We start from the raw sequence: 20333 nt of genomic DNA, 5'->3' as shown, positions 1-20333 counted from the left end.
GTGTGGTGCGACGAATGGATTGGCAACCATCTAGCCAGCGAAATGTGGCAGCTCCGCGACAGATTTTGTGTGACGCAGCGTTTCGCTTCGAAACTGGTGCCGCGTCTGCCGATTTTCTGGCAACGATGTCATCACCGGAAAACGTGGCAGCTTACGATTGCGTCAAGTGCAATCACTCATGTTTCTTTTCGCACTTGCACAAATTCTCGCCGCACTGCACATAGGACGTGCCTTTCAGGCATCCTCTCCTAAACCTTTCATGGGCTGGTCCTCGGACCGGCCCTTTTTTTTGCCCGAATCGTCCGCGAAACGATCACTGCCCTAGCTGCGCCGGAACCGCATGCCTATCTGGCGCGCTCAACCTCGCAAGCCGATCGGACCAGTGCCGGACGGTTCAGGGAAGGAGAGTTCATGGCGGACAGCGAAGACGCCCCCGCACGGAAATATCAGGTCGCCAATTCGCGGCCCGAGGATAGCGGCCGGGGCCTCGCCCATCTGCCCCGCGCGCTGATGACCGAAATCGGCGTTCAACAGGGCGACGTGATCGAAATCGTCGGCAAGCGTTCGACCCCGGCCCGCGCAGTGTTTCCCTATCCCGAGGACGAGGGGCTGGAGATCGTCCGGATCGACGGGCTTCAGCGCGCCAATGCCGGTGTCGGCTCGGGTGATTTCGTCGAAATCCGCCGCGCCGAATCGCGCCCCGCCACCCGTGTCGTCTTTGCGCCCGCCCGCCGCGACCTGCGGCTCGAGGGATCGGCCGGGGCGCTCAAGCGCATCTTTCTCGGCCGCCCCCTGTGCCAGGGCGATACCGTATCGACCGTGGGGCAACAGCGGGTTCCCGACGTGCCGCCCAACGTGCTTCAGCATCTGCGCGGCGCGCCGGCCTATGCGTTGCAGGAAATTCGCCTGGCGGTGACCTCCGCCACGCCGCGCGGCATCGTCCATATCGACGAGAATACCGAAATCGAGCTGCGTTCCGATTTCGAGGAGGCGAAGGAGCTGCGCCGCGCCGACGTCACCTATGACGATATCGGCGGCATGGCCGCGACGATCGATCAGCTGCGCGAGATGGTCGAACTGCCGCTGCGCTATCCCGAACTGTTCCAGCGGCTGGGCGTCGATCCGCCCAAGGGGGTGCTGCTCCATGGCCCGCCCGGCACGGGGAAGACGCGGCTCGCCCGCGCGGTCGCGAACGAATCGGATGCACAGTTCTTCCTCGTCAACGGTCCCGAGATCATGGGATCGGCCTATGGCGAATCGGAAAAGCGCCTGCGCGACGTGTTCGAGGAGGCGAACGCCAACGCCCCGTCGATCATCTTCATCGACGAGATCGATTCGATCGCGCCCAAGCGCGGCCAGGTCCAGGGCGAGGCGGAAAAGCGGCTGGTCGCCCAGCTGCTGACGCTGATGGACGGGCTGGAGGCGCGCGCCAATGTCGTGATCATCGCCGCGACCAACCGGCCAGAGGCGATCGACGAAGCGTTGCGCCGCCCCGGCCGGTTCGATCGCGAAATCGTCGTCGGCGTTCCCGACGAGCGCGGCCGGCGCGAAATCCTGGGCATTCACACCCGCGGCATGCCGCTGGGCGACAAGGTCGATCTTGCCGAACTGGCGCGCACGACCTTTGGCTTTGTCGGCGCCGACATTGCCGCGCTGGCGCGTGAAGCGGCAATCGAGGCGGTGCGACGCATCATGCCGCGCCTCAACCTTCAGGAAAAGACGATCCCGCCCGAGGTGCTGGAAACGCTGGCCGTCACCCGTGAGGATTTCGTCGAGGCGCTGAAACGCGTCCAGCCGAGCGCGATGCGCGAGGTGATGGTGCAAAAGCCGAACGTCAGATGGGAGGATGTCGGCGGCCTGGACGATGCGCAGATGCGCCTGAAAGAAGGCGTCGAGCTGCCGATGAAGGATCCGGACGCGTTCCGGCGCCTGGGCATCCGCCCGGCCAAGGGCTTTCTGCTCTACGGCCCGCCCGGCACCGGCAAGACGCTGCTCGCCAAGGCGGTCGCGCGCGAGGCGGAGGCGAATTTCATCGCCACCAAATCGAGCGACCTGCTCTCCAAATGGTATGGCGAGAGCGAACAGCAGATCGCGCGCCTGTTCGCCCGCGCGCGACAGGTGGCGCCCTGTGTCATCTTTATCGACGAGCTCGATTCGCTGGTCCCCGCGCGCGGCGCCGGCCTGGGCGAACCACAGGTGACCGAACGCGTGGTCAACACGATCCTTGCGGAGATGGACGGCCTGGAGGAATTGCAGTCCGTGGTCGTGATCGGCGCGACCAATCGCCCCAATCTGATCGATCCCGCGCTGATGCGGCCGGGCCGGCTCGACGAACTGATCTATGTCGGCGTCCCCGACGCCCCGGGCCGCGAGCGGATCCTGAAGATCCAGACCGCGCGCATGCCGCTGGCCGACGATGTCGATCTGGCGGCGGTGGCGGCGCGGACCGATCGCTTCACCGGCGCGGACCTGGAGGATGTCGTGCGCCGTGCCGGCCTTGCCGCCCTGCGCACCACGCCGCGCAGCGATCAGGTGACGATGGCGCATTTCGAGGCGGCGCTGGCCGATTCGCGGGCTACCGTCACGGCGGAGATGGAGCGCGACTATGAACAGATGGTCGCAAAGATGAAGCAGGACGCGGTGGCGCTGAATCCGATCGGCTTTATCGGTCCGGGTCAGCTTCAGGGTCGCGGGCCGAAGGGCGCAACGTGACCCAGCCATAGGCGATCAGCACGACCAACGCGGCGGCGGCGGCCAGATAGGGCAGCGGCCGCCACAGCTGGTACAGCGCGACGCCGACCGACGGGCCGAGGATGAACGACGCGCCGTTGATCGACGTCACCTTGCCGGCGACCGATCCCTGCGCGTCCTGCCCCACCGCCAGCGACGCGCCGGCGGTGAAGCCCGGGCGCGAAAAGCCGAAGCCCAGCGTAGTGAGGGCATAGCCGGTGGCGATGCCGTAGAGCGTGGTCGCGGTGCCGGTCGCGACGCTTCCCACCGCGCTCAGCACCAGCCCGGTGAGCACCAGTCGGCGCGGGCTGAGGTCGAGCAGCGGAATGATCCCCCATTGCGCCAGCAGCGCCGATCCGGCGCCCATCATCAGCACCAGCCCGGTGGACTGGATCGCCTCGACCGGGGCGAGCGCCAGGCGGTCGATGATCAGGAAGCCGATCACCTGACCCGCCATCGCCTGCGCGTGGCCGAGCACCAGCCCGCTCATCAGCCAAGACCGCACGCGGCGGTCGAACATCCCGATCTTGCGCGCGCGGGGCGCCGTGGCCGCCGTCACGCTCGCCCCGCTCGCCTGTCCGCCGATCGAGGGGTAGCTGGCGGCCGCGCCATGGGTCATCATGTCGTCCACCCCGTGCGGCAGCATCCGGATCACCACCACCAGCATCGCGGCGGCGGCGATGCCAAAGATGAATGCCGGCCCGGCCAGTCCAACCTCCGGCCCGCCGCGCCACAGATGGCCGATCACCAGATAGGGCGCGATCGCCGGACCCAGGATCGTGCCAAGACCAAAGGCGGAGGCGAGCAGGGTCAGCGCACGGGTCCGGGCGTCGCGGCTGGTCCCGGACGCGACGATCGCCTGAACCGCCGGTGGGGCGGCGGATCCGAACCCGCCATAGATCATCCGCGCCGCGATGAAGAAGATGAACGCCGATAGCGGCGTGATCCACCCGTTGATTCCCGCCACCAGAAATCCGCCGCACAGGAACAGCGAACTGGTAAGCCCGACCAGCCCGAGCAACACCATGTTCCGCCGGCCATGATGGTCGGACCGGTGCGCCCAGAACGGGGCGCTGAGCGTCCACAGCAGCGCGGACACCGAAAACGCCGCCGCGACCGCGCTGTCCGGCACGCGCAGCGACCGACCGAGCGCGGGCAGCACCGATTGCAGCGCGGTGTTCCCCGCCGCGATGGTCAGCATGACGCAGAACAGGATCGCGAAGCTGCGATCGCGGGGCAGCGCGCTCACCGCTCCCACAGATGGCCACGACGGATTTCCGCCACCATCAGATCGTATCGACGCAGCCATTTGCCACGCCCCTCATGCTGGATCCGGGCATGTTCGGGATGTTCGCGCCACGCCGCCGCGCTGGCGTCGTCGGCCCAATAGCTGATCGTGATCTCGCCCCCATCGGCATTCGCGATCCAATCGACGCCGCGAAACCCCGGTTGCCGCGCGACCAGTTCGCCCAGCTGGTCGGCAGCGGCGGTATAGCCCGCCGGGTCCGAACCGGTCGATTCGGACACGAAGATGACGGCGGTCTGTCCTTCGCGCGGATGCCCCATGGCTCCGCGCCATGAAACTTTCGGGACGATTTCGCAACCGGCCGGTCGGATAGGGCGTTGAGTTGCAACGTGGCTGATGACAGAGGCATGGCACCTGTCCTACAGACGCGTGACACCGCCAAAGGGAAATTGATGACCGGTTCGACCACGTTTGCCCGCGCGAAGCGCAAGCCCGCGCGGCCCCTCTCGGCCCAGGCGATGTTTCTTCAGGGGTTTTTCAAACATCCGGTGATGGTCGGATCGATCATCCCGTCCTCGGGCAAGCTGATCCGCAAGATGCTGCGTCCCGTCGATTGGGAAAACACGAAGGTGTTCGTGGAATATGGCCCGGGGGTCGGCACCTTCTGCCAGGCGATTCTCGACCGGCTTCCCGCCGACGCGAAATATATCGCGATCGATACCAATGCCGATTTTGTCGCCTATCTGCGCGGGGCGATCGTCGATCCGCGTTTTTCGGCGATCCACGGCTCGGCGGCCGACGTGAACGCGATCGTGGCCGATCATGGCGCGCGCGAGGCGGATTATGTGCTGTCCGGCCTGCCCTTTTCGACGCTGCCGCCCGGCGTAGGCGAAACCATCGCCCAGGCGACGCAACAGGTGCTGCGCCCGGGTGGCCAGTTCCTGGTCTATCAGTTCAATCCGAACGTCCGCAATTTCCTGACCCCCCATTTCCCGCGCATCGATCACGCGATGGAATGGTGGAACGTGCCGCCGGCGCAGCTCTGGTGGGCGTGGAAGGACGAGTCGGCCGATTGACGACGGCGCATCCGCGCCGCACATCGCCGCCATGGAGCATCTCAATCTTCCCGAATCGGAATGGCGCAAGCGCCTGTCACCCGAACAGTTTCTCGTCCTGCGCGAGGCGGGGACCGAACGCGCCTTTTCCGGTCGATTCACCGACAACAAGGCCGATGGCGTCTACCGCTGCGCGGGGTGCCAGCTCGAACTGTTCGACAGCGACGACAAATATGATTCGGGATCGGGCTGGCCCAGCTTCACGCGCCCGATCGCCGATGACCGGATTTCCGCACATGGCGACGCCAGCCATGGCATGGTCCGTACCGAAGTCCGCTGCGCGCGCTGCGACGGGCATCAGGGGCATGTGTTCCCCGACGGCCCGCCGCCGACTGGCCTGCGCTATTGCATCAACTCGGTCGCGCTGGAATTCCGGCCGCGCGGCGACGGCTGATCGGGCGGCGGCGCTGCGCGATTCGCTTGTGACATCTCCGGTTCACGCGTAGATCGGCAAGGACCGTCCGATGGCCATCCGCACGCCCGCGCTTTCCCCCAAGACACGCCGCATCCTGACCTGGGTGTTCGGCGGTGCCGGCGCGCTGATCCTCGCCGGCTTCGTCGCGCTGCTGATCGCCGTCTATACGGCCAAGGCGTCGCTGCCGAGCTTCGAGGCGCTGAAATCCTCGCCCAATGGCCAGATGATCCGCGTCCACGCCGCGGACGGATCGGTGATCGTCTCGCTCGGCCCCAGCTATGGCGAGTGGATCGACTATGCGAAGATTCCCGCCCCGATGCGCGACGCGATGGTGGCGATCGAGGATCGGCGATTCCGCTCCCATTGGGGGGTCGATCCGGTCGCGCTGGTCCGGATCGTCAAGTTCGCGATCGACAATCAGGGTACGGGGCGCCGCCTTCAGGGTGCATCGACCATCACCCAACAGGTCGCACGCACCATCTTTCTGTCGAACAAATATGATGTCGGTCGCAAGATTCGCGAGATGGTTCTGGCGCTCGCGCTGGAACGCAAGTTCACCAAGGACCAGATCCTCGAACTCTATCTGAACAAGGTGTATTTCGGTGGCGGCGCCTATGGCATCGACGCGGCCTCGCGCACCTTTTTCGGCCATCCGGCGACCAACCTCACCCTCTCCGAAGCGGCGGTGATCGCCGGGCTGGTAAAGGCGCCGTCGCGCTATTCCCCCACCGCCGATGCCCAGGCGGCGATCGGCCGGGCCAGCGTCGTGCTCGACGTCATGGTCGAAACCGGCGCGCTCACCCGCGAAGAGGCGGCGACCGCGCGGCCGGCCGATGTGAAGCTCGCCGCGCCCGCAAAGCAGAACAGCGTACGCTATTTCACCGACTGGGCTCTCCCCCAGCTCGAAGTACTTATCGATGAGACCGTCGCGCCGCTCGACGTGTGGACCACGATCGACCTCAAGATGCAGAACCTCGCCACCCAGGCGATTCAGGCGAACACCCCCGCCGGGGCGCAGGGGGCGCTCGTCAGCCTTGATCGTGACGGCGCGGTGCGCGCGATGGTCGGCGGGCGCGATTACGTCTCGTCGATCTACAACCGCGCGACCCAGGCGGTGCGGCAGCCGGGATCGGCATTCAAGCTGTTCGTATATCTCGCCGCGCTGGAGGCGGGACACAAGGTCGAGGACCGCGTCGTCGATTCACCCGTGACGATCAAGGGATGGACCCCGCGCAACAGTTCGGGCCGCTATGCGGGCGAGATGACGCTGCGCTCCGCCTTTGCCTATTCGGTCAATACCATCGCCGCGAAACTGGGCGAGGAGGTTGGCTTCGGCACCGTCGCCGACATGGCCCGGCGGTTCGGCATCACCACGCCGGTCAATACCCAGCCGGCAATGGTGCTCGGCACGTCGAACGTGCGGCTGATCGACATGACCCGCGCCTTTGCCTCGGTCTCGCAAAAGGGCGTGGCGGTGACCCCCTATGCGATTACCCGCGTGACCGCGAACGGCGCGGTCATCTACAGCCATGAGGTCGATACCTCACGCGTGCTCGTCGCCCCCTATGTCGCGGCGCAGATGACCGATCTGTTGCAGACCGCGGTCAACACCGGGACCGGCCGTGCGGCGCAGATCGGCCGCCCGGTCGCGGGCAAGACCGGTACCACCACCTCGAACAAGGACGGCTGGTTCCTGGGCTTTTCCTCGGGCCTCACCACCGGCGTGTGGATGGGGCGCGACGACGCGAAGCGGGTCGGCGGGCTACAGGGCGGCACCGCCCCCGCGCGCGCCTTCGCCGCATTCATGAAGCCGGCAGTCGCCAACCGCCCGGTCGAGCAGTTCGACACCCAGGTGACGCTCCCCGAATGGCAGGTCGAACCCGATCAGGAAGCCTATGCCGAGCCGGACAACGGCACCTATGTCGATGCCGACGGCAATCCGATCGCCCGCGACGAAAGCGGCTATCCCGGCGATACCCCGCCGGCTGCCGGTGGCGAGGGCGCCGAGGGCGACGGGCGGATCGATCAGGACTGGATCGACCGGATGACCGGCCGCCGCCCCGCGCCCGCCCCGACGGCGACCGCCCCCGCGCGTCCCGCACCGACCCCGACCGCCGCCGCGCCGCCGCGCGGCGAACCGGCCGATCGCGCCCCGCTACGCGATCCCGCGCGGGAGGCGCCGCGCCAGCCTCAGGTCATCCGCCCGAACGAATGAAGCCGCATCGCGTTGGCGCGCAGCCAGGCGCGCTCACGCGACGGATCGCGATCGAACAGCGTGCGTACCAGCGTGTGAAAGGCCGGGCCGTGATTCATATGGACGCGGTGCGCCACCTCATGCGCCACCGTCGCGCGGCGCACGGCGGGCGGAGCAAGGATCAGCCGCCAGCTATAGCGGATGACGCCGGAACTGGCGCAGCTGCCCCAGCGCCCCTTGGGATCGCCGATCGCCACCCGCGCGACACCTACTCCCGCGCGCGATGCATATTCGGCCGTTTCGGCGGAAAGGGTGATGAGCGCCTGCCGCCGCAGCCACCGCTCGATCCGCCGTTCAAAGCCCTCGCGCGGGCCGCCCGCGATCAACTGGCCGTCGTCCAGCACCGGCGTGCGCGGAAAGCCGCTGTCCCAGCCCAGCGCCACCTCTTCCCCCATGAACAGGATCCGCGCGCCCGGCTCGAATGGCTGTGCCTCCACCCGGCCCGCCAGCGCGCGGGCGATCCAGTCGCCCTGTTGCCGCGCCCATTCCATCGCCGGCCCCACCGGCGCACGCGGGGGTAGCGTCAGCCGCACCCGGCCGGTGACGTGATCGACCGACAATTTCATCCGCCGCGCGCGCGGGTGGCGGACGACGTCGATCTCGCCGTTCACAGGATCCGATCGACCATGTGATGCTCCAGATCGCCGGCGACATCCTCCGATATCGTCCATCCGCGCACCGATTCGCCCGCCCGATGCACCGCCTCGCGGTCCCCGCTCACCAGATAGTGCCAGTCCGGCAACGGCTCGCCCGCCGCCCGCAACCGATAGGCGCAGGTCCGCGGGAGCCAGCCGATCGTCTCGACATTTCCCGCGTTCAATCGCACGCATTCGGCGACATAGGCGTGGCGATGCCGATAGTCGCTGCACCGTCCAGCGTCCCGGTCGAGCAGGCGGCAGGCGACATTCGTCGCATACAGGTCGCCGGTATCGGCATCCTCGATCTTGTGCAGGCAGCATTTGCCGCACCCGTCGCACAAGGCTTCCCACTGCGCGCGGTCGAGGCTGGCCAGCGGCCGTTCCCAGAAGTTCAGTTCACCCATTTCCTGATCTCGGCGGCGACCGCCTCGCCACTCTGGTCCGATGGCAGCAACGCGATCGGCTTGTTGTCGGGACTCATCAGATAGGCAGCGCGCATGTGATCCACCAGATAGCCGGTGGATCCGGCCGGCGCCGGCTGTTTCTTGTAATAGACGCGATAGGCGGCGGCGGCATCGGCCACCTGACGTTCGGTCCCGGTCAGGCCGATCGCGCGGGGATAGAAGGCGGTGGCGAACTGCTTGACCACCGCCGGCGTGTCGCGCGCCGGATCGACGGTGACGAACACCGGCACGATCTTTGCCGCGATCGCCGGATCGCTCTTTTCCAGCAGCTTCATCCCCGCGCCGATATTCTGCATATCGACCGGGCAGACATCGGGGCAGAAAGTGTAGCCGAAATACATGATGCGATAGCGGCCCGCGAAGCTCTTGTCGGTCACCGTGCGTCCGTCGCCATCGACCAGCGTGAACGGGCCGCCGATCGCCGCGCCGGCCAGCGGCGGTTGCGCCTGGGCGGGCTGCGGCGTTCCACCCCCGCATCCGGGCAACAGGATCGAGAGGGCGAGCGCGAATGGGACAAACCTGTTCATGGCGTGGCCAGCCATGATCTGATAGGGACGCGGTTGCAAGGTCCGCATCCAGTTCAGGGGCATCGTTTAGATCATGGCATTCCGTCCGTCCCGGCCCGTATTCGCCGCGGCGCTGCTGGCGCTGGCGCTTCCCGCCACCGCCCAGCAATTTTCCGACAGCTACACCTTCCTCAAGGCGGTTCGCGAACAGGATGGGGACAAGGTGACCAAGTTCCTGAACGAACCGGGTCAGACGATCGTCAACACCCGCGATCGCAGCGGCGAGGCGGCGATCCACATCGTCATCAAACGGCGCGATCTGGTCTATCTGCGCTTCATCCTGTCAAAGGGCGGCAATCCCAATCTGACCGACGGGGCCGGCAACAGTCCGATGATGCTCGCCGTCGAATCGAGCTTTCCGGAGGGGATCGAGGTCCTGCTGCGCTATCGCGCCAATGTGAATCTCGCCAATAATGGCGGCGAAACGCCGCTGATCCGCGCGGTCCAGCGGCGCGACATCGACATGGTACGCAGCCTGCTTGCCGCCCATGCCGACCCCGATCAGGTCGATCGCCTGGCCGGGATGAGCGCGCGCGACTATGCGGCGCGAGACACCCGCGCGCCGGCGATCACGCAACTGTTGAAGGACGCGCCAAAGGTCACCCGCAAGGCGGTGTCCGGCCCCGGCTTTTAGCGGAGCCGCGCCGGCATATCGGCGGCACGCGCCAGTCAGCCGTGCCAGCCAAGCCCGTCTGCGTCGGGATCGGTCAGCGTGATGACCCGCCGCGCGGCGCGACGGGCAAAGGCGAGCGTGGATTTGCGGCGCGTCGCCGCCGCCAGCGGCACCGTTCGCGCCTCACGCACGATCGCCGCGTCATACCGGTCCGCAACGATCAAGCCGGCACGATCCGGAAGGAAATCGGGTCGGTGCAGCGGCGTCAGGTCGAACCCCTGCGGCACCGCCCAGAAATAGCGGTCGCAATGCTGAAGATAGTCCGGCCACTTGCCGTCTCCGAGCAGGTCGGCGCGTGAGGTCTTCACCTCGACGATCACGATCTCTCCGCGCGCGGTCAACGCCATCAGGTCGGCGCGCCGCCCGTCGCCGAGCGGCACCTCCGCCATGGCGATGCAATCATGGCGCAACAGCATCCGGCACACGCCACGCGTCACCTCTACGGTGAGCGTGGGCGCACCGGGCGCCGCATCGGTCGGAACGACAGAGGCCGGGGACGACGACATCCCCGGCCTCTAGAACATTTGTCGAACAGACAAAAGCCCGTCCGCGCGTCAGCGGTAGAAAATATGATTCCCCACCGCCCCGATCCGCGCGCGGCGCCAGCCGGGCGAAACATAACGGGCGTGGAAATACAGCGCCTTGGACACGCGGCTGTCCCACATGTCATCGCGGGCGACGCGGGCGACGGCGAGCGCCGTCTTCCATGCGCGCGATCCCTCGGGAGGCGTGGGCAGCGTGCCGCCGCGCACGAACGAAAACTGGCCACGCTGGGTCAGCACGCCGCACACGCTCGACGGGAACCGGCCCGATTTGGCGCGGTTGAGGATCACCTCGGCGACGGCCAGCTGCCCTTCGAGCGGCTCACCCTTCGATTCGTAATAGATTCCGACGGCCAAGCAGCGGTGCTGCGCATCTTCGGCCGCGACGGGCTGCGCCGCGACGGCGGCGGCCAGGGTCGCGTAATCGGCCGGATCGGCCTCATCCTGCGGATCGATGGCGGCCGGCGCATCCTGCTCAAGATCGGCGAGCGCTTCGGCCATGGTGGGAACCTGTTGCGATTCCGCTTCGTTGATGCTGGCAAGCGGCGTTTTTTCCGCTTCGGCAGCGGCACCGGGAGCGGTGGCGCCTACGCCTGCTGCAACGCAAAGAGACACAGCCGCGATGATCGCGGCGCGCACGGAAAAGGTCATTCAACTTCGACAAAATGCGGTTGGTGCGCGATCCAGCCGGTTCTGATCCCCGTGGGTCCAGGCGACTGGTCGGGCGATGCCCCCCGACTGCGTAACCGGCGGCTTCACACCCCGACGGCACAACGCGTTTCAATGTGCGCGGGCCTTTGGCCGGATGGTTACGGAGTGTCAACCACCGATGATCGTTTCAGCGGCGAACCGTTCTGCCTCAGCGATATCCAGTTCGACGACCCACAGGTCGGGATCGCGGCTGCGCCGGCGCTGCCAATACTCGCCGATCGCGCCGGCATCCGGCATCTCCATCGGACCGCTGCGCACCAGGGTGGGTGCGCCGTCAGGGCCAGGTCCGCGCTCGAAAAAGCGGGGATTCGCGCCACGCTCCATCGCCAGGATCAGGATCGCGCCAGCCTCGTGATGCCCCTTTGCCAGCACCGTTGCGAAGCCGCCGGCCGCTTCGATGCGGCGGATCAGTGCGTTGACGATCAGCCCGCTCGCCAGCCGCGGGGTCATGGCGCGGGGCGATAGCCGGGCAGGCCGGCAAGCGCGATTCGCGATTTCATGAAGGTGCCGGTTCCCCGCGCCGCCTCTTCACCCGTCTCGTCGATCAGCCGTGCCTCCGCCACGAACACCCGGCGCTGGCCGCTGATCCACCGGCCCTCCGCCACCACCGGGCCGGGGCCGAGCGGACGGGTGAACAGCAGATTGAACGCGGTGGTCAGCAGAAACCGGTCGGTCACCAGGCTGTTCGCGGCGTAAAAGGCCGCGTCGTCCAGCATCTTGAAATAGCTGGTGCCATGCGCCGCGCCGGCCGCGTGGAAATAGCGTTCGTCGAGCATGAAGCGGATGCGCGCATGCCCCGCTTCCGGGATCTCAAGCCGCGATTCGAACAGATTGTTGATCGGCGCGGCGGCATAGAGCGATTCGAGCGCGCGATAATGCGCCTCTGCCCCCACCTGTTCAGGCGGCGTCACGCGTTTCCAACCCCGTCAGCAGCACGAACAGCGCGTCCGCCGAACCGGCCCCACGCAATTTCGCGGTGAAGGCGCGGTCGCGCAGCCGACGCGACACCCGCGCCAGCGCCTTTAGATGATCCCCGCCCGCCTGAACCGGCGACAGCAACGCAAAGACCAGATCGACCGGCATGTCATCGATCGCGCCGAAATCGATCGCGGTTTCGGGGCGGGCAAACACGCCCACTACTCGATCCAGGCCGTCGATCTTGCCATGCGGGATGGCGATGCCGCCGCCAAAACCGGTCGATCCAACCTTTTCGCGGTCCGCCAGCCGCGCCGCCACCGCCCCGCGATCGAGGCCATAGGCGGTGGCGGCCGCATCGGCGATGACGCCGAACAGCTTTTTCTTGCTGCTCGCCATCGGCCCCGACAGCACCGCCTCGGGCTTCAGCAGGTCGCCAAGATCGTTCATCGTCCCGTCCGCGTCAGGCCGCGCGGTTCGGTTCGACCCAGCCGATCGTGCCGTCCATGCGGCGATAGACCATGTTGTAGCTGCCGGTCCCGGTGTTCTTGAACAGCAGCGCGTTGGTGTTGCGCAGGTCCAGCATCATCACCGCGTCGGACACGCTGGCATCGGGTACATCGACCCGCGTTTCGGCGATGATCGGCGGCGCATCGGTCGCCTCCTCCTCGTCACCGGCACTCTGGAACACAGTATAGCCGGCGTCATAGGCCGCATCCATCGCCGCCTGCGCCTGGCCATTGTTGCGATCCTTCAGCCGGCGCATGTAGCGGCGCAGCTGCTTCTCGATCTTGTCGGCGGCGCCGTCGAACGCCAGATGCGCCTCCTGCGCGGCATGCGCGCCCTTCAGCACCAGCCCCTGCATCACATGCGCCACGATGTCGCAGGTGAAGCCATGATCGTGCGGCCCCTTGCCGAACGTCACATGCGCCGAAATGGCGCGGGAGAAATATTTGTCCGCGATTCCCTGGAGCCGGTCGTCCACATGCTGCCTGATCGCATTACCCGTATCGACCCGATGACCCGAAACGCGGATATCCATATCAACCTCCGTCTTAACTCCTGAGCACCTAGGAAGGCGACCCGGCAGCGTCAACCGGACGCCGCGGACCCCCATAAGGGCTCATCGAACTGGGCCATAAAGGCCGAATGGCGCGCCAGTTCCTCAGGCGTAGGGACAAAGCTGCGCGCCGGACGCGCCGCACTCCTGGCGACTGGGACCTCGCCGCGTGCGCGCGCCGCCTCGTCGACCGACAGGCCAAGCGCGATCTGGCGCCCGCCGGTCAGTTCGATGAACACCTGCGCCAACAGCTGCGCGTCGAGCAGCGCCCCGTGCAGCTCGCGCGCGGACAGGTCGATGCCATACCGCACGCACAGCGCGTCAAGGCTATGCTTGGCCCCCGGATGCCGGGTGCGCGCCATCGTCAGCGTATCGACGATGCGATCGACCAGCAGCAATGGCCGCCCGCACGCGCCCAGCTCACCGTTCAGAAAGCCGAAATCGAACATCGCATTGTGCGCGATCAGCGGACAATCGCCCAGAAACGCGATCAGCTCGTCGCAAATCTCCGGAAAGCGGGGCTTGTCGGACAGGAACGCCTCCGACAGGCCATGCACGGCGAACGCCTCGGGCGGCATGTCGCGATCGGGGTTGAGGTAGCGGTGAAAGCTGCGCCCGGTCGGCACGCGGTTGACCAGCTCGACACAGCCGATCTCCACCAGCCGATGCCCGGCGCTGTAGCTGAGCCCGGTGGTTTCGGTGTCGAACACGATTTCACGCATGGCCGGATTATCCGCCTTCCGGCGCGATGAGGCAAGCGATCACCGCACGGACCGCGTCGCGCGTATCGTCCAGCGATCCGCCGGTCGGAATGACGAAATCGGCACGCGTGCGCTTTTCGGAATCGGGCATCTGCCGGGCCAGAATCGACTCGAACCGTTCGGCGGTCATGCCCGGCCGCGCGAGCACCCGCGCACGCTGAACCCCGGCGGGCGCGGACACGACCGCGATCCGCTCCACCTGCCGCCACCCGCCCGCCTCGAACAACAGCGGGACGTCGAGCACCACCAGCGGCGCATCGGCATGGCGCGCCAGGAACGTGTTGCGCTCATGCGCTACCGCCGGGTGGACGATCCCCTCCAGCCGCCTGAACGCCTCCGGGTTGCCGAACACCGCCTCGCCCAGCGCGGTGCGATCGACACCCCTGTCGCTCGTCGTGTCGGGAAACTCCGCCTCGATCGCCGCGACCAGCCGGCCGCCCGGCCCCTGTAGCGCGTGGACCGCCGCGTCAGCATCGAACACCGGCACGCCTTCATCGGCGAACATCGCCGCGACGGTCGATTTGCCCATGCCGATCGATCCGGTGAGGCCGAGGATGACGGTCATGCGGTCAGCAGCGCGCGCAGTTCGGCATCGTGCGCACGCGGCGGCGGCGCACCGAAAAACAGTTCGAACGCAAGCGCGGCCTGACCGATCAGCATCTCCAGCCCATCGACCGTGTCCAGCCCGCGCGCGCGCGCCGCCGCCAGCAGTCCGGTCTCGAGCGGCGCATAGACCGCGTCGTACACCACCGCATCGTCGGGCAGGCTGGAAAGGTCGAGGTCGAGCGCCGGCTGACCCGTCATCCCCAGCGAGCTGGCATTGACCAGCAACGCGACGGGCGGGATCGGCGCGTCGAGCGGCACCGCATCGCCCTTCAGGCCAAAGGTCGCGAGCAGCCCCATCGCCTTGAGTGGCGAGCGATTGAGGATCGTCACCCGCTCCACCCCCGCCCGCGCCAGCGCGAACAGCACCGCCCGCGCCGCGCCGCCCGCACCGACCACCGCGACCGGCGCACCCTCCAGGTCGAACTCGGCAATCGGCGCATAAAAGCCGGCAGCATCGGTGTTGGTGCCGATCATCGCGCCGTCCGGCCCGCGAAACACGGTGTTGATCGCGCCGATGCTCCCCCGCACATCACCGGGATCGGGAACATGGTCCAGCGCCGCCACCTTGTGCGGGACGGTGATATTGCACCCGCGCCAGGCGGGGTCATCGCGCCGTGCGGCGAAATAGTCGCCCAGCGCCTCCGCCGGCACCCGCGTCTTGCGATAGGCGGCGGCGATACCGAGCCTGTCGAGCCAGAATCCGTGAATCACCGGCGATTTGGACTGGGCGATCGGGTCGCCGATCACCTCGGCATAGGGGGTCGTCATGACGTCAGCACGCCTCTTGTCCGCAGATAGTCGAGGATCGGCAGCATCGGCATGCCGAGGATCGTGCTGTGACTGCCCTCGATCCGCGCGAACAGCTGTATGCCCGGTCCTTCGACGCGATAGCATCCGACGCATCCGGCGATCGCCGGCCATTCCGCGTCGAGATAGCCGGCGACGAACGCGTCCGACAACGGTCGCACCCATAGTCGTGCGCGATCGACATGGCGCCACACCGGCCGCCCCTGTTCGGCGATCACCGCCGCGCTGTAGAGATCGTGGCGCCGGCCCGACAACAGGCGCAGATGCCGCGCGGCCTCGCCACGGTCGGCGGGCTTGTCGAGCCGGGTGCCGTCTTCCACCACGACCACCGAATCGCACCCCAGCACCAGCGCGCCCGGAACCCGCTGGCTGACCTTCAGCGCCTTCAGCTCGGCGAGCGCGTCGGCCAGATCGCGGGGTGGGGCCTCGCCCAGCGCCGCCTTCGCCGCCTCTTCATCGACGTGGCTCGGCAGCGCTTCGTGCGGCACGGCGGCGGCGGTCAGCATCGCGCGGCGCGACGCGCTGGTCGATGCGAGCACGATCATGGCTGCGGCGCCGCCGCGTCGCGCTCGTTCGCCAGGGTGATGATCGCCGCCGCCGTCTCCTCGATCGAACGACGGGTCACGTCGATCACCGGCCAGCCATTGTCGGCGAACATCCGCCGCGCGAACGCCACCTCCTTCTGCACCGATTCCTGCTCGACATAGGCCGTCTCGTCGCGATGGTTGAGCGCGAGCAGGCGGTTGCGGCGCACCTGGATCAGCCGGTCCGGGCTGGTGGTCAGGCCCACCACCATCGGATTGCGCAACCGGTACAACAGGTCCGGGGGCGGCGATTCCGGGACGATCGGGATGTTCGCCACCTTATACCCGCGATTGGCGAGATAGATGGAGGTCGGCGTCTTCGACGTGCGCGACACGCCGGCGAGCAGGATATCGGCCTCTTCCCAATTCTCCCAATTCACCCCGTCGTCATGGGCGATGGTGAACTGGATCGCATCGACCCGGGCGAAATAGGCGGCATCGAGCATGTGCTGGCGGCCGGGCCGCGCCTTCATCTCCTGCCCCAGCAGGTTGGACAGCGCGTGATTGACCGGATCCATCGGCGCGACCGCCGGCAGCCCGATCGCGCGGCACCGGGTTTCCAGCTGGCGGCGGATCTCAGGATTGACCAGGGTAAACAGGACGAGGCCCGGATTCTGGACGATCTCCACCAGAATACGCTCGAGATGCGTCTCGCTGCGCACCATCGGCCAGAAATGGCGCAGCACCTCGACATCGTCGAACTGGGCGAGCGCAGCCTTGGCGATATTCTCCAGCGTCTCGCCGGTCGAATCGGATAGGAGGTGCAGGTGCAGTTTCACGCGACGCCACTCCACGCCGAAACGATGCCGTTCGCCCCAGCCATGGTCCATCGGCCGCGCCAGGGACCCGATGGGACCGCCCCCGGATCGCACCTTCCGCCGGTCAAAAGGCGGATACTGGATGGATCTGTGGAAAACATGCGGACCGTGGCTAGCGCAACCCGCATGGCACGCCAAGCGGGCCGATCGATCCCCGCAATGCGGCGCTCGTCCACAACGCATTCCACATCCATCGGATACCGTTCACAGAGTGTGGAAAACGGGGACGATCTGGGCGACTCCGCTGCGAATCGTGCGACTTCGTCCCGTCAATCTGTTGGCAGAATCGGCACGAGCGCCTAAGCCCCGGCATCCACGCACCAACACACAACAACATCCTTTCTAGAATCTTTTCTTCTTTAATGAAGTGGAACGAGCGGTCCCGTGAAATCCAAGCCGTTGCTTCGAGTGCTTTCGGGCGAACGCGTCGATGTCCCGCCCATGTGGCTGATGCGTCAGGCGGGGCGATACCTGCCCGAATATCGCGCGCTGCGGGCGGAAAAGGGCGGCTTCCTCGAACTCGTGAACGATAGCGAGGCGGCGGCGGAGGTCACGTTGCAGCCGATCCGGCGGTTCGGCTTTGACGGCGCGATCCTGTTTTCCGACATTCTCGTCGTTCCCCACGCATTGGGCCAGGACCTGTGGTTCGAGGCGGGGGAGGGGCCGCGCCTGGCGCCGAAACTGGCCGATCACGCGCTCGACAGCCTCGTCGCCGCGCCCGAACGGCTCGAACCGGTCTATGGCACCGTCCGGCGCGTTGCCGCCGCATTGCCGCCGGAGGTGACGTTTCTGGGCTTTGCCGGAAGCCCCTGGACCAACGCCACCTACATGGTCGCGGGGCAGGGCAGCCGCGATCAGGGGGAGACCCGGCGGATGGCGTATCGCGATCCGCAGGCATTCGGCGCGATCATCGACGCGATCGTCGGGATGACCGTCGATTATCTCGCCCGACAGGTCGAGGCGGGGGTCGAGGCGGTGCAGCTGTTCGACAGCTGGGCGGGATCGCTTTCGCCCGCACAGTTCGAACGCTGGGTGATCGCGCCCAATGCGGCGATTGTCACCGGCCTGCGCGCGCGCTGTCCCCAGGTGCGGATCATCGGCTTTCCAAAGGGAGCGGGGGGCAAACTTGCCGCCTATGCACGCGAAACCGGGATCGATGGCATCGGTGTGGACGAAACCGTCGATCCGGTCTGGGCGGATCGCGAGCTGCCCGCCGGCATGCCGGTTCAGGGCAATCTCGACCCGCTGGCGCTGATCGCCGGGGGGGCCGAACTGGATGGTGCGGTAGCGCGCATCCTTGATGCCTTTGGCGATCGGCCCCATATCTTCAATCTTGGGCATGGCATTCTTCCGGATACGCCGATCGCCCATGTCGAGCATCTGATCCGCATCGTTCGGGGCCAGGAGTTGGGGGAAACGCCATGACCGGATTTCTGGCCGCAACCTGGCCGTGGGTGAAGGCGGCGCATGTCATCTTCGTGATCTTCTGGATGGCGGGCCTGTTCATCCTGCCGCGCTATCTGGTGCATCATCAGGAGGCGCTGGGCGATCCGGCGCAGGCAAAGGCCTGGGCGGAGCGCGAGGAGAAGTTGCGCAAGGTGATCCTGACCCCCTCGCTGATTGTCGTATGGGTCCTGGGGCTGCTTCTTGCGGTCAATATCGGCCTGTTCGACGGGGCGCCCAATCTCGGCTGGCTGCATGCCAAACTGCTGCTGGTGCTGCTGCTGACGGGCTATCATGGCTGGGCGGTGGCCTATTCGAAGCGTTTGTCGACCGGGGAGGGAACGATTGCGCCGGCCCGGTTGCGGATGCTGAACGAGGTGCCGGCGATTTTCGTCGCGCTGATCGTCATTCTCGCGGTCGTTCGCCCCTTCTGAACCGGGCTGTGGCCAGGGAGACGGGGGAACGGCGGTCCTTACGGCATGGGACGCGCCGGTGCTGACGCGCCTTTTCCTCTGGTCGAACGGCAAGTGCGATTGCGGCCCGCATCAAAGCCGCCTGGCGTGCCGGCTTGACTTGACGACACGCGAAACCTAATCCGCGCGTGTCGCGTCGCCGTTCCACATGGCGGCCGGCATCCTTCCTTTTTCCTCAAGCCATCGCAGCGCGTTCCAACGCCCGGAAACCATTCCCAAGCGATCGCCAGACGGACCTTCCCCATGCATTTGAAAGATTTGAAGAAAACCGCCCCCGCCGAACTGGTGACGATGGCCGAGGAACTCGGCGTCGAAAGCGCCTCGACGCTCCGCAAACAGGATCTGATGTTCGCCATTCTGAAGGCCCAGGCCGAAAATGGCGAGCAGATCATGGGCGAGGGTACGATCGAGGTGTTGCCCGACGGCTTCGGCTTCCTGCGCAGCCCACAGGCAAATTATCTCGCCGGTCCGGACGACATCTATGTCTCGCCGAACCAGGTCCGCAAATTCGGCCTGCGTACTGGCGATACGGTCGAGGGTGAGATTCGCGCGCCCAAGGACGGCGAGCGCTATTTCGCGCTGACGAAGCTGGTCAGCGTCAATTTCGACGACCCCGACGCGGTGCGCCACCGCGTCAATTTCGACAATCTGACGCCGCTCTATCCCGACAGCAAGCTGACGCTGGATCCCGCCGATCCGACGCAAAAGGACAAGTCTGCCCGCGTCATCGACATCGTCAGCCCGCAGGGCAAGGGCCAGCGCACGCTGATCGTCGCACCGCCCCGCGTTGGCAAGACGGTGATGCTCCAGAACATCGCCAAGGCGATCACCGACAACCATCCCGAGGTGTTCCTGCTCGTCCTGCTCATCGATGAGCGGCCCGAGGAAGTCACCGACATGCAGCGCAGCGTGAAGGGCGAGGTCGTCTCCTCGACCTTCGACGAACCCGCGACGCGCCACGTCCAGGTCGCCGAGATGGTGATCGAGAAGGCCAAGCGCCTGGTCGAGCACAAGAAGGACGTCGTGATCCTGCTCGATTCGATCACCCGTCTCGGCCGTGCCTACAACACCGTCGTGCCGAGCTCGGGCAAGGTGCTGACCGGCGGTGTCGATGCGAATGCGTTGCAGCGGCCCAAGCGCTTCTTCGGCGCCGCGCGCAATATCGAGGAGGGCGGTTCGCTCTCGATCATCGCCACCGCGCTGATCGACACCGGCAGCCGCATGGACGAGGTGATCTTCGAAGAGTTCAAGGGTACCGGCAACTCCGAAATCGTGCTCGACCGCAAGGTTGCGGACAAGCGCATCTTCCCGGCGATGGATGTCGGCAAGTCCGGCACCCGCAAGGAGGAGCTGCTGGTCGAAAAGGGGACGCTCAGCAAGATGTGGGTGCTACGCCGTATCCTCATGCAGATGGGAACCGTCGATGCGATGGAGTTCCTGCTCGACAAGATGAAGGATTCGAAGACCAACGAGGATTTCTTCGATTCGATGAATCAGTAAGGATTACGGGGC

At 66.6% G+C, this 20333-nt stretch carries 24 protein-coding genes; 8 read left to right on the top strand and 16 right to left on the bottom strand.

The features are described 5' to 3' along the window. Window positions 1-411: 411 nt before the first annotated feature. On the top strand, window positions 412-2712 hold the full coding sequence (locus KF783_RS04190) for a CDC48 family AAA ATPase (protein ID WP_294076844.1): 2301 nt from the start codon (window positions 412-414) through the stop codon (window positions 2710-2712). On the opposite strand, the gene KF783_RS04185 is transcribed toward KF783_RS04190, so the two are convergent. Together KF783_RS04185 and KF783_RS04180 are read right to left on the bottom strand one after the other, a co-directional pair. After that, window positions 2663-3931, bottom strand: a complete 1269-nt coding sequence (locus tag KF783_RS04185) for an MFS transporter (RefSeq protein ID WP_294076969.1) — start codon at window positions 3929-3931, stop codon at window positions 2663-2665. The genes KF783_RS04190 and KF783_RS04185 overlap by 50 nt on opposite strands. A gap of 44 nt (window positions 3932-3975) precedes the next feature. Continuing rightward, complete coding sequence (locus tag KF783_RS04180; protein WP_294076843.1) at window positions 3976-4296, bottom strand: antibiotic biosynthesis monooxygenase; 321 nt, start codon at window positions 4294-4296, stop codon at window positions 3976-3978. Between the two features lie 132 nt (window positions 4297-4428). On the opposite strand from KF783_RS04180, the gene KF783_RS04175 reads away from it, so the two are divergent. The 3 genes from KF783_RS04175 (at window position 4429) to KF783_RS04165 (ending at window position 7721) form a co-directional block, all read left to right on the top strand. Then, window positions 4429-5052, top strand: coding sequence for a methyltransferase domain-containing protein (locus KF783_RS04175; protein WP_294076842.1), 624 nt, complete (start codon window positions 4429-4431; stop codon window positions 5050-5052). A gap of 31 nt (window positions 5053-5083) precedes the next feature. Continuing rightward, the gene (gene msrB / locus KF783_RS04170; protein WP_294076840.1) at window positions 5084-5485 is read left to right on the top strand and encodes a peptide-methionine (R)-S-oxide reductase MsrB; all 402 of its coding nucleotides are present in this window, start codon (window positions 5084-5086) and stop codon (window positions 5483-5485) included. 70 nt (window positions 5486-5555) lie between these two features. Continuing rightward, window positions 5556-7721 (top strand): PBP1A family penicillin-binding protein, encoded by a 2166-nt coding sequence (locus KF783_RS04165; protein WP_294076838.1) that lies wholly within the window; start codon window positions 5556-5558, stop codon window positions 7719-7721. Here KF783_RS04165 and KF783_RS04160 read toward each other — a convergent pair. Genes KF783_RS04160 through KF783_RS04150 form a run of 3 tightly spaced genes read right to left on the bottom strand, consistent with a single transcriptional unit; the run spans window position 7697 to window position 9389 of the window. Then, window positions 7697-8371 (bottom strand): SprT family zinc-dependent metalloprotease, encoded by a 675-nt coding sequence (locus tag KF783_RS04160; RefSeq protein WP_294076836.1) that lies wholly within the window; start codon window positions 8369-8371, stop codon window positions 7697-7699. The two genes, KF783_RS04165 and KF783_RS04160, sit on opposite strands and share 25 nt — an antisense overlap. Beyond that, window positions 8368-8802 (bottom strand): YcgN family cysteine cluster protein, encoded by a 435-nt coding sequence (locus KF783_RS04155; RefSeq protein WP_294076834.1) that lies wholly within the window; start codon window positions 8800-8802, stop codon window positions 8368-8370. The genes KF783_RS04160 and KF783_RS04155 overlap by 4 nt, the downstream gene beginning before the upstream one ends. Next, window positions 8790-9389, bottom strand: coding sequence for an SCO family protein (locus KF783_RS04150; RefSeq protein ID WP_294076832.1), 600 nt, complete (start codon window positions 9387-9389; stop codon window positions 8790-8792). Before KF783_RS04150 ends, KF783_RS04155 begins: the two co-directional genes overlap by 13 nt. Window positions 9390-9462: 73 nt before the next feature. Between KF783_RS04150 and KF783_RS04145 the strand changes: the two genes are divergently transcribed. Beyond that, on the top strand, window positions 9463-10062 hold the full coding sequence (locus tag KF783_RS04145) for an ankyrin repeat domain-containing protein (RefSeq protein WP_294076830.1): 600 nt from the start codon (window positions 9463-9465) through the stop codon (window positions 10060-10062). A 35-nt stretch (window positions 10063-10097) separates the two neighbouring features. Here the strand turns inward: KF783_RS04145 and KF783_RS04140 are convergent, their stop codons facing one another. The 11 genes from KF783_RS04140 to KF783_RS04090 all read right to left on the bottom strand — a co-directional run bounded on the left by KF783_RS04140 (window position 10098) and on the right by KF783_RS04090 (window position 16917). After that, a complete protein-coding gene (locus KF783_RS04140) occupies window positions 10098-10607 on the bottom strand; it encodes an MmcB family DNA repair protein (RefSeq protein ID WP_294076829.1) in 510 nt (169 codons plus the stop codon). 48 nt (window positions 10608-10655) lie between these two features. Further along, window positions 10656-11294 carry a cell wall hydrolase gene (locus KF783_RS04135; RefSeq protein WP_294076828.1) on the bottom strand — a complete coding sequence of 213 codons (639 nt, stop codon included), beginning with the start codon at window positions 11292-11294 and terminating at the stop codon, window positions 10656-10658. A gap of 168 nt (window positions 11295-11462) precedes the next feature. Next, window positions 11463-11804 (bottom strand): DUF1491 family protein, encoded by a 342-nt coding sequence (locus KF783_RS04130; RefSeq protein WP_294076826.1) that lies wholly within the window; start codon window positions 11802-11804, stop codon window positions 11463-11465. Then, window positions 11801-12265, bottom strand: a complete 465-nt coding sequence (locus KF783_RS04125) for a PaaI family thioesterase (protein WP_294076825.1) — start codon at window positions 12263-12265, stop codon at window positions 11801-11803. The genes KF783_RS04130 and KF783_RS04125 overlap by 4 nt, the downstream gene beginning before the upstream one ends. Then, a complete protein-coding gene (locus tag KF783_RS04120) occupies window positions 12252-12719 on the bottom strand; it encodes a PTS sugar transporter subunit IIA (RefSeq protein ID WP_294076823.1) in 468 nt (155 codons plus the stop codon). Before KF783_RS04120 ends, KF783_RS04125 begins: the two co-directional genes overlap by 14 nt. Window positions 12720-12732: 13 nt before the next feature. After that, window positions 12733-13311: a ribosome-associated translation inhibitor RaiA gene (gene raiA / locus KF783_RS04115; RefSeq protein ID WP_294076821.1), complete on the bottom strand. Its 579-nt coding sequence runs from the start codon at window positions 13309-13311 to the stop codon at window positions 12733-12735. 50 nt (window positions 13312-13361) lie between these two features. After that, window positions 13362-14051 carry a DNA polymerase III subunit epsilon gene (gene dnaQ / locus KF783_RS04110; protein WP_294076819.1) on the bottom strand — a complete coding sequence of 230 codons (690 nt, stop codon included), beginning with the start codon at window positions 14049-14051 and terminating at the stop codon, window positions 13362-13364. Window positions 14052-14058: 7 nt separating this feature from the next. Further along, the gene (coaE, locus tag KF783_RS04105; protein WP_294076818.1) at window positions 14059-14655 is read right to left on the bottom strand and encodes a dephospho-CoA kinase; all 597 of its coding nucleotides are present in this window, start codon (window positions 14653-14655) and stop codon (window positions 14059-14061) included. Next, window positions 14652-15464 carry a shikimate dehydrogenase gene (locus tag KF783_RS04100; RefSeq protein ID WP_294076816.1) on the bottom strand — a complete coding sequence of 271 codons (813 nt, stop codon included), beginning with the start codon at window positions 15462-15464 and terminating at the stop codon, window positions 14652-14654. The genes coaE and KF783_RS04100 overlap by 4 nt, the downstream gene beginning before the upstream one ends. Then, window positions 15461-16048, bottom strand: a complete 588-nt coding sequence (locus tag KF783_RS04095) for a nucleoside triphosphate pyrophosphatase (protein WP_294076814.1) — start codon at window positions 16046-16048, stop codon at window positions 15461-15463. Before KF783_RS04095 ends, KF783_RS04100 begins: the two co-directional genes overlap by 4 nt. Continuing rightward, window positions 16045-16917 (bottom strand): pyruvate, water dikinase regulatory protein, encoded by an 873-nt coding sequence (locus KF783_RS04090; RefSeq protein ID WP_294076813.1) that lies wholly within the window; start codon window positions 16915-16917, stop codon window positions 16045-16047. Before KF783_RS04090 ends, KF783_RS04095 begins: the two co-directional genes overlap by 4 nt. 372 nt (window positions 16918-17289) lie before the next feature. On the opposite strand from KF783_RS04090, the gene hemE reads away from it, so the two are divergent. From hemE to rho, 3 genes are all read left to right on the top strand, one after another. Next, on the top strand, window positions 17290-18330 hold the full coding sequence (hemE, locus tag KF783_RS04085) for a uroporphyrinogen decarboxylase (RefSeq protein ID WP_294076811.1): 1041 nt from the start codon (window positions 17290-17292) through the stop codon (window positions 18328-18330). Beyond that, window positions 18327-18782, top strand: a complete 456-nt coding sequence (locus KF783_RS04080; RefSeq protein WP_294076808.1) for a CopD family protein — start codon at window positions 18327-18329, stop codon at window positions 18780-18782. Before hemE ends, KF783_RS04080 begins: the two co-directional genes overlap by 4 nt. A gap of 282 nt (window positions 18783-19064) precedes the next feature. Continuing rightward, entirely contained in the window at window positions 19065-20321 is a 1257-nt protein-coding gene (gene rho, locus KF783_RS04075; RefSeq protein ID WP_294076806.1) for a transcription termination factor Rho, read from the top strand. Window positions 20322-20333 lie beyond the last annotated feature (12 nt).

Source organism: Sphingomonas sp. (assembly GCF_019635455.1).
In the GTDB taxonomy this organism is placed as follows: Bacteria; Pseudomonadota; Alphaproteobacteria; order Sphingomonadales; family Sphingomonadaceae; genus Sphingomonas.
Note: the sequence above shows the minus strand (reverse complement) of the source record. Positions and strands in the feature narration are given on the sequence as shown.